The organism is Methylocaldum sp. (assembly GCF_039794385.1).
Lineage (GTDB): Bacteria > Pseudomonadota > Gammaproteobacteria > Methylococcales > Methylococcaceae > Methylocaldum.
Genome location: NZ_JBDIVO010000213.1, coordinates 1 through 8,579 on the forward strand (window position 1 = coordinate 1; position 8,579 = coordinate 8,579).

The 8,579-nt window shown below is 60.2% G+C and carries 8 protein-coding genes and 1 pseudogene; all 9 read right to left on the bottom strand.

Annotated features, from left to right (window positions below):
- On the bottom strand, positions 1–778 hold a 778-nt coding region (locus ABJK70_RS16440), incomplete at its 3' end, for a beta-ketoacyl synthase N-terminal-like domain-containing protein (RefSeq protein WP_347258498.1).
- Positions 779–819: 41 nt separating this feature from the next.
- A complete protein-coding gene (locus tag ABJK70_RS16445; protein WP_077730637.1) occupies positions 820–1,089 on the bottom strand; it encodes an acyl carrier protein in 270 nt (89 codons plus the stop codon).
- Between the two features lie 41 nt (positions 1,090–1,130).
- Positions 1,131–2,276: a thiamine pyrophosphate-dependent enzyme gene (locus ABJK70_RS16450; RefSeq protein WP_347258500.1), complete on the bottom strand. Its 1,146-nt coding sequence runs from the start codon at positions 2,274–2,276 to the stop codon at positions 1,131–1,133.
- Positions 2,277–2,616: 340 nt separating this feature from the next.
- Positions 2,617–3,150 (bottom strand): annotated as a pseudogene (locus tag ABJK70_RS16455) (hypothetical protein); the annotation flags it as partial.
- Entirely contained in the window at positions 3,075–3,938 is an 864-nt protein-coding gene (locus ABJK70_RS16460) for an acyltransferase domain-containing protein (protein ID WP_168175431.1), read from the bottom strand. The pseudogene ABJK70_RS16455 and the gene ABJK70_RS16460, both read right to left, overlap by 76 nt.
- Before the next feature lie 68 nt (positions 3,939–4,006).
- On the bottom strand, positions 4,007–4,828 hold the full coding sequence (locus tag ABJK70_RS16465; protein ID WP_086133524.1) for a 2-oxoacid:acceptor oxidoreductase family protein: 822 nt from the start codon (positions 4,826–4,828) through the stop codon (positions 4,007–4,009).
- A 1,091-nt stretch (positions 4,829–5,919) separates the two neighbouring features.
- Positions 5,920–6,315 (bottom strand): hypothetical protein, encoded by a 396-nt coding sequence (locus tag ABJK70_RS16470; protein ID WP_133717204.1) that lies wholly within the window; start codon positions 6,313–6,315, stop codon positions 5,920–5,922.
- A gap of 474 nt (positions 6,316–6,789) precedes the next feature.
- Positions 6,790–7,938, bottom strand: coding sequence for a Fic family protein (locus tag ABJK70_RS16475; RefSeq protein WP_086133525.1), 1,149 nt, complete (start codon positions 7,936–7,938; stop codon positions 6,790–6,792).
- A 179-nt stretch (positions 7,939–8,117) separates the two neighbouring features.
- Positions 8,118–8,579: hypothetical protein (locus tag ABJK70_RS16480; RefSeq protein ID WP_347258499.1), on the bottom strand; the 462-nt coding region annotated here is incomplete at its 5' end.

Below are 8,579 nucleotides of genomic sequence, written 5' to 3' on the forward strand. Positions count from 1 at the left end.
CGGTGATGTGGTTGGCGTCCGAGGTCAGGCCGTAGGAAACGAACTCGGCAAGGATCGGCGCCTTGCGCCGCAAGGCGTAATCCATGTCCTCCAATACCAGTACCGCCGCCGCCTCGCCGAGGACGATACCGTCCCGGTTCAGATCGAACGGCCGACTCAGCGTCGGACTCAAGGCGCCGAGCGCGTTGAAACCGGACAGGGTCACGTAGGAGGCCGCCTCGACTCCGCCGGCGAGCATCACGTCGGCATAGCCCTCGCGGATGAAATCGGCGGCGTAGCCCAAGGCGGTGGCGCCGGACGAGCAGGCCGTCATGATGCTGCTGCGCGGCCCCTGGAAACCGAAATAGGCGGCCACCACATTGCCGGCGTTGTCCGGATTGGTGGTGAGCAACCGGGACGGGCGCCTCGGTTCATGCCGAATGGCGCGGGTCACATAGGCTTCCGTGTCGGCGACCGCTCCGCCGCTCCCGAGAATAACGCCCGTTCCGGCGCGAACTACCGAATTGGCCGGGAGGCGCGCCGAATCCACGGCTTCCTGGGCGGCGGCCAGGGCATACAGATCGACCGACGAATAGTGCTTTCTCGCGCGGCTTCCGATACCCGCCGGGACCTCGAATCCCTCGATCTTGCCGAGCTGATTCGAGGCGAAGCCCTCGGTGTCGTGCCAGCGGTTCTCCTTCACCCCCGAGCGGCCGAGCCGGAGCGAGGCTTCGAACTGGCTGGCGTTATTGCCGATCGGGCTGACTATCCCTATGCCCGTGATAGCGATGCGTTTCATGGATACTCCCCTGCGGACTTAACCGGTAGCTTGTGGCGAGCTCAGGCTTTTGCCGCGATCAGCTGACCGATGTGGTCGGCCAGAGTGTTGAGGGTACGGAAGTGGGCTTGCACCTCCTCGTCCTGTTTCAGCTTCACGCCGAAGGTCTGTTCCACGCCGAGCACGATGTCGATCACGTCGATGGAGTCGATGTTCCATCCTTCCGGATCGAACAATCCGTCATCGTCGCCCGCATTGATCGCGGCGATATCCATGTTCAGGCGGTCAGCGAAGATGTTTTTCAGTTCGGTCTTGATTTGCTCGTTTTGCATGGCTTTTTTCCTCGTTTGGGGTTAAGAGTATTAGAAGACAGTCAATGGGTCTCTTTTTCGAACGCGTTCAACAGCTTTCGAATCGGCGGAATCGCGCGGAGCCTTCTGATCACCCGATGCCACGGCACCGGCGCGATCATCCGCGTCAGAACGGAAGACTTGAAGGACAGGGTTCTCGGGATGATGGCGTGCTCGGGACACGACTGCGAACACAATCCGCAGCCGATGCATTCGGTCGAAATGGCCACTGAGTCCAGCCGAGCGGTTTGTCGGTCCCAGGACGGCACGATGGCCGGGCAATCGACCTTCAGGCATTCCCCGCACTGGGTGCAAAGATCGGTTTTGATCGTGTACCGGTAATTGGTCGGCCCTTTCCGCGGCAATCCCTGCACGCAGTCGCCTTTGACCACCATGACGGACAGGCGGTCGGACGCCAGGAAGGCATCCAGGGTGGATTCCAGCTGATCCACGTCCAAGGCATCGACGACGGCGAATTCGGGCACGCCCAGTGCGTGTAACAGGCGCTCCCAATCGTCACGCTTGAGCGGCCGATTGGTGAGCTGGAAGCCGGTCATGGCCGTTCCGGCATTGTCCAGGATTAGGATGGTTCCCGGTATCTTCGCCGTCACGGCGGTCAGTAGCGACGGGATGCCGGAATGAAAGAAGGTCGAATCCCCGATCACGGCGATGCAGGAGCGCGCCGCCTCCGGACCCATGGCGGCAAGGTAGCCCTGCAGGATGCCGAGGCTTGCCCCCATGCACAGATTCGCATGCAGCGCTCCATGGGGTTCCAGCGCACCCAAGGTGTAGCAGCCGATGTCGCCGACCACATAAAGATCGCGCTTGCCCAGCGTATAAAAGATCCCGCGATGAGAGCAGCCGGCGCAAAAACCGGGGGGGGCGGGGCGGCAGCGGAAGTCCGGAGTGGCTTTCCGGCGTCGTAACCTGGTGCCGGATCGGGATGACTTTTCGCTTGTGGCCGATCCGTTCCTGCAGACGTTCCGCGATCTCCGGGATGTCCGGACTCTCGAGATGTTTAAGGGAAAATTCGCCGACCCCGTCGAAATGGGGACGCGCGGCGACGTTGACGCCCAGGGCGCGGATGCGCTGTTCCAGGAAGCGGCTCGATTCCTCGACCACCAGAATGCGGTCGCAGCGGGCGGCGAACTCCAGGATCGCTTCTTCATTCAAGGGGTAGCTCATGCCGGCCTTCAAAATCGGCGCCCGTCCCTCGAACAGTTCGCGGACGGCATGATAGGGAAAGCCCGTCACCACGATGCCGTAGGGATATTTTTCCAGGCGTTCGGCCGGCATCAGGGTTTGCATGAACCACCGGCTCCAGTGTCCGTTGGCCAAGCGGTCGATTCTCCGCACCAGATCCTTGTGCCGGGCCGGGACGAATGCCGGCAGCAACAGGTACTTCTCTATCGGGGCGGCGAAGCCCAGATTCGGGAGAACTTGGCGTCTCGCTCCCATCACCGTTCTGGATGTGCCGTAGCAGATCGGGGTCGTAACCCTCACCACGACGGGGACGTCGAACTGCTCGCTGATTTCGAAAGCGAGTCGCGGAAAGATCAGCGCCTCGTCGATATCGGAAGGTTCGAGCACGGGGACGTGCGCCGCCTGGGCAAGCTGCCTGGTGTCCTGCTCGTTCTGCGAGGCCTTGGCGCCCGGATCGTCGCCGACGACGATGACCAGTCCGCCGCGGGTGCCGGTGTAGGCGACGTTGAAGAACGGATCGGCCGCCACGTTCAAGCCCACGTGCTTCATCACCGCCAAGGCGCGCTGCCCGGCATGGGCGGCGCCGATGGCCGCCTCCAGGGCGACCTTCTCGTTGGCCATCCATTGGGTCTTGATTTCGGGAAAGCGCAGGAGGCCTTCCACGACCCCGGTGACCGGCGAGCCGGGATACGAACCCACGAACGCGGCACCCGCTTCCCATGCGCCGCGCGCAACCGCCTCGCAACCGTTGAGAAATGCCATGTTCAAGCCCTCGCTTCGGATCGCTTCGTCTTGCGCAGATGGTCGACGTACCGCACCGGGGTATCCGGGGCGTTCCATCGGGCTATCTGGCTCAATACCCGGCTGGGACCGACTTCCACAAATTCGCGGTAGTGCTCCGAACGGAGATTTCGAACCAGTTGTTGCCACAACACGGTTTGGCATGGCTGGCGCGTAAGCGTGGCGAAAACTTGATCGGCGGACAGCAGCCGCTCGCCGGTGATATGCGACCACAAGGCATGTACCGGCGCAGCCACGGTCAAGCCCAGTTCGGCAGCCCGCGCGGCGACTATTTCGGCGACGCGCCACATGCGGATCGAGTGGAAGGGGATACGGGCATCGATGTCGTCCCGGCGAATCAATGTCCCCTCAAGAGTGCGGCACAGCTGCTCGATGTCTTGTTCGCTCCCGTACACCACGATCTGGTAAGCGCTGTTGATCGCGAGCACTTCCACGGAGAAACGGTGGGCGAGACTATGGGCCCCGATGGGGGTGTTGGTGGTGATGACCGAGATTTTTCCGGTGTTCTCCGCGAATTCGTCCCAAGCGACGCTGAACATCGCCTGAAGCCAACGGAACGACATTTCCTCGGTCAATGAACAGGCAGCCACGGCTGCGGCGTAAAAACCCAGGCTATGGCCGCAACAGCCGTAGTTCGCGTCGGGGCTGGATTGCCGTACGACGCGCCACCACAGGAGGTTGAGAGCGTGTATCCGCAGCTGGTGCAGGTTTTCGCGCTCCCGATCGCTAGCTCCGTGCTCGGTACCGAGATCGCAGCCGACCAGCTCGCTCCAAGCGGCCAGGAGCTCTTCCGACCACGGATGGTAAATCCGGAATTTCTCGATCATGCCGGGGTAATCCGCCCCCAAACCTGGAAACATGTAACAACAAGGCATCGGTCGATTCTCGGTTCTGATTAAACGTTGGCTTCGGCGAGTTCCGCTTCGCCATATTCGGGGTGGACGCAGTCGGATGATTTTTGACGATTGGAGAGAGGCTTATTGGATGCTTCGCTGTAGAACCGCAGGAAACCCCATTCCATCGCCCGGATGTTCTTGTGCGCGGTACGTGGCGCCAAAGCACCGAAGGCGAGCGTCTTGGCGCGTTGGATGTCGAGGTCGAAGGCGGCGCAGAAGAATCCGAGCATGGCGCTGGATGCATAAACCGCTTCCATGCGCTCGGATAGATGCCATTGCGCCAGGGGAATCAGCACGCAGTGAGCGCCTCGCCCTTCCAGTTCGCGCAGGATTTCCTGCGTGTCGGCGTAGGCGTACTGCTGGAGCCCGCCACAGATGGTTTCGATGCGTACATCGGAAAGAAGGCACCAGGAGCCGGGCCGCAGCCGGTCGCGATACCGAAGCGCCTCAAGGGGTTCCAGGCCGATCAGGATGTCTACGTCCGATACGGCCAGGGACGGCGCGCACACCGAACGACCAGCGATCAGCGTGGCGGCGGTGCTTGCGCGGCGTTGCGCCACACCGCGCTGCTCCGCCGTACACACATGGCAGTACCGGTCGGCGATCAGGTCGCGCAGTCGCCGGGTCAGGTTGGCCACACCTTGTCCGCCGATCCCTACCATGAGGATGCGAAGATCCTCTGGCAGTTCGCCGGGATGGAAGCGGTACGCTTCTGCCGTGTTCTCGGGGTCCGATGCCGACTGGCCACGGTCTTCCCACTGGATGAACTTGTTCCAGTCATTCCGAAGGCGCACGGCGGATGGACGTCTCGCTATGCTCATTTCGCATGCTCCTCTTCATATTGAAGTTCGTTTTCGTTCCTCACAATTTCACATCGGGTAAACGCTCCAAGGAGCGGCTGGAGAGTTGTCTCTCCGTCCGTGTGTTCTTGTTGAGGAGTTCTTAGGCGCAAGAGTCTATAGGGTGGGATGTTAATTAAATGTGACATATTCACGCGATAGCACGCGTTGTTGCGCCACGGCCGCCTGTAGGGCTTTTCCAAAGGCAATGCCGATGAGCCTACGCAGGTTGATCAGGACCGGTCGGCGAACGGCGTTGAGGACCGATATGTACAGACAGACACCGTTGGACGTTTTGCCGGTTCCAGGCGAGTGCCTCGTGCGCTAAGTACATTCCGCAAATACTTGCGGAATCTCGACTGTTTGGCTTGATTGGCGGGGTTGTCCTGCAGGTTGCCTATGCCGCAAGACTTCCCTGAATGTACTTAGAGCGTTTTCATCGCGCTCGTACGGCAAAACCGGCTTGGCGGACGTCGTTGGCGCCTTCGGCTCGGGTGAATGGATTCAAGCATTCGTAGGTCGGCAATCCTTTGCCGACGAACCCGTTGGCCCAACGGCACCGTCGGGAAGGGTTGCGGCTAAAGCGACCGTTTGCGATTGGAAGGGCAGCTCTGGCGCTCCCAGAGATGCCGTTTGCGATTGGAAGGGCAGCTCTGGCGCTCCCAGAGATGCCGTTTGCGATTGGAAGGGTCGCGACTAAAGTGACCGTTTGCGATTGGGAAGGGATTCCCGACCTACTCGCGAGTTCCCGTACAGTCGGTATGAAAATGCTCTAAAAACAAAAAAGAGCTTCTGAAAGGCCTAGAATCTCTTGCTGAATCCGACATGGCGAAACGAAGTACCGCTGAGGCGCGGAATCGCTTCATGAAAATACGGTAGCGCCACGAAAAATGAGCGATACAGAAGGGAAGGCAAGCGATCGCAGCGTATTGAGTCGCCGCGCCATAGCGGCTTGATATGGCTGTGCGAGTCAAAACGCGGCGAACAGGTAGTCCAGTGCCGGACAGAAACAAGAATGGGTTGACACCGCAACTTGTCAGCAGACTTTCCGCCGGCACTGCGTCTTCGACAGCTTACTTCTGTATGGGAACAGCATTCAAAACGGAAAAGTCCGAGGCTTGAATCTCGGCGACGCCGCTGAGCCTGGTATCGGTCCCTGTGGCAGTGAGCCAGCAGGAATAGGCCAGGTTGCCCTGGATCGGCGCGACAAAAGCGCAATACGTGGCAGGTTGAAGTTCGGCGTCACAAGTGTCGCTAGAGGGAGCGACGGTCTCGTTAGTGTTCGTGAATATCTGGCGTTGCGTGATTGTCACCGGGGACAAGCCGTAATTGAAGATTCGGCAACTGATATTCCCGCCTACAGAGCCGGGACCACCATAGGCCGGACCTCCGGCGAAGATTTCTGCCTGTGCGGTTCCGCAGAAGCCGATGAGAGCAGCAAGCGCAGCAAATGTAAGACGAACGTTCATGGCAATCTCCTTTGCTCACTAACGATGGGTCCTATAAAGGGTTGCTTTGGTTAAACTCGGGTGAATTCAATTAGCCAAACGCGGCAACCCTTAACAAAGCTATCTAAATAGCATCGTTGAGCCGGTCCGTATATCGGTAAGATTACAGCGAAGTTAATCTAATGAATCACGGACAAAAGCATCTGGCCGGCACCCTGCAAGATCCGCAGAGCTTCAAGTTCTATGCCCTACGAGTCGACCTTTGCAAAATGGCCGATGGAGCGATCCGAATGGGACATCGAATACGCGCGAAGCGTCAATGAGGAAGTGTTGGACGAAATGACGCGTGTGCTTTGACTATGGACCGCGAGTCAAATTACGAAAGCCTGACCGCTTCTTGGCTTCGTGTCATATGGTGGTGGATGGTTGACCGCAGGAATGGTTCCTCGGTCAGCCATTTCGAACCGGTGCAAACTGATGCGAATTCCCGCGTAATCACCGCGACAGCAGCTCGATGTAGGGCTGGTAGCTGTAGCTCCGATTCGTCTTCTGGCCGGTCATTTCCGTCACGATGCCCAGGTCTTCCAGCACCTTGACGGCCGCAGTGGCAGTCGGAAAGCTGGTGTCCAAGCTTTTCCGCACCCGCTCGATGGTGAAGCGCGGCATCATCGGCAGCATTTCGAACAGCCGGTAGCTGGCGGGCCCACCCTTGGGTGCTTCGAGTAGGCGGCGCCGATCCGCCGCGATCAGGCTAGCGATTGCGATGATGCTGCGCTCGGCGTCACTGGCGGCTGTTGCCACGCCTTCGAGGAAGAACGCGACCCAGGACTCCCAGTCGCCCTCGGTGCGGATGATCGACAGGCGCCGGTAATACTCGGCCTGATGTTGCTTCAGGTAGCCGCTCAGGTACATCAGTGGCTCGGGCAACAGGCGCCAGTGTTCGAGCAGCGCTGCAATTAGGAGGCGTCCGATACGGCCATTGCCGTCGAGGAAGGGGTGGATGGTTTCGAACTGGGCATGTGCTAGCGCAATCCTCACCAGAGGCGGGAGCGTGCCAGCCTCGCCGTGAATGAATTGCTCCAGATCGCCCAGCAGACCTGCCACCCGGTCGGCCGGTGGCGGCACGAAAGCCGCGTTGCCCGGCCGAGTGCCGCCGATCCAGTTCTGGGAACGCCGCAGTTCACCGGGCTGCTTGCCGGCACCTCGCACCCCGTCCAGCAGGACACGGTGGGCCTCACACAGGAGGCGCACGCTGATGGGCAGCCGGTTGGGATCGCGCAGGTTGTCCTGCACCAGTCGAAAGGCACGCAGATAGTTGGTGACTTCCTCGACATCGTCCGTGTTGCTGACGGCGAATCCCGCTTCCTCGTCGAACAGGTCGGTCAATGTGGCCTGGGTACCTTCGATTTGCGAGGTGAGCAGGGCCTCCTTGCGGATCGCGCTGTACAGCAGCCAGTCAACTGATGGCACGAGCCCCGACACCCCGGACAGACGGGCGAGCGCCAGCTCTGCCTGATGGTTCAGGTCGGCATACGCCTCAGGCGCTAGCGCAGGCGCGGCGGGCGGCAGGGGATGCGGAACGAAGGCCCGAACCGATTCGCCCAGCGTCGTCGAGATGGCGTAAGTGCCCGTAGTCCGATTCATGGTGAAGACATCTTTAATGCGAGCTTTCTGTATTAAAGCATTCTTTAATACGAAGCGCCAGCATTAAAGCACCCTTTGATCAGAGAGCCTGCCGCCGACTTACCCACCCGAACTGTCAAGGATGCCTTGACGGTTGCCGGGCGGTACTGCTCCAAGAATCGGCTACTTGTCGCGACCGGTCATGGCCACTGCCGCTTCCGCTTCCGCATCACGTACTGCCTGTCTGCCCAGGCAAACTGGAAGAACTCTTTCATGTCTGGCACCTCTGCCGCGCCGGATTGAGCGGTGCGATTGACCGCCCACGCGCTGTCACAAAGCGAGTCGAGCACATCGCGCAACGCGGCGATCAGGGTAATCAGTGCGTAGATGGCGTACTTGGCGGCAGTGTCCAGTTCCGAGGCTCGGACGTGCAGTGGCGCAACATCCATTCGTTGCTGGTTGAGATCGCTCATCAGGCTGGCTGCGACATTTCCAAACGCAATGCTCGCTATCCGTCCGTTCATCTGCGCGCGTTCGCGTTCTCGCGTCGTGGCCTGCGTTTGCATGATCTGGCTCGCAATCTCGCCCCATCGCGCGATGGGGTCGACCATTGTCTGATGCCTGTGGCCAGTCAACTTGTTGATGTTGGAATAGCGCCCGCC

What these genes read in the sequence shown, in the direction of transcription:
- ABJK70_RS16465 (WP_086133524.1), bottom strand. Translation starts at nt 4,828, where the DNA reads ATGAGCATAGCGAGACGTCCATCCGCCGTGCGCCTTCGGAATGACTGG.
- ABJK70_RS16445 (WP_077730637.1), bottom strand. Translation starts at nt 1,089, where the DNA reads ATGCAAAACGAGCAAATCAAGACCGAACTGAAAAACATCTTCGCTGAC.
- ABJK70_RS16475 (WP_086133525.1), bottom strand. Translation starts at nt 7,938, where the DNA reads ATGAATCGGACTACGGGCACTTACGCCATCTCGACGACGCTGGGCGAA.
- ABJK70_RS16460 (WP_168175431.1), bottom strand. Translation starts at nt 3,938, where the DNA reads ATGATCGAGAAATTCCGGATTTACCATCCGTGGTCGGAAGAGCTCCTG.
- ABJK70_RS16450 (WP_347258500.1), bottom strand. Translation starts at nt 2,276, where the DNA reads ATGAAGAAGCGATCCTGGAGTTCGCCGCCCGCTGCGACCGCATTCTGG.
- ABJK70_RS16470 (WP_133717204.1), bottom strand. Translation starts at nt 6,315, where the DNA reads ATGAACGTTCGTCTTACATTTGCTGCGCTTGCTGCTCTCATCGGCTTC.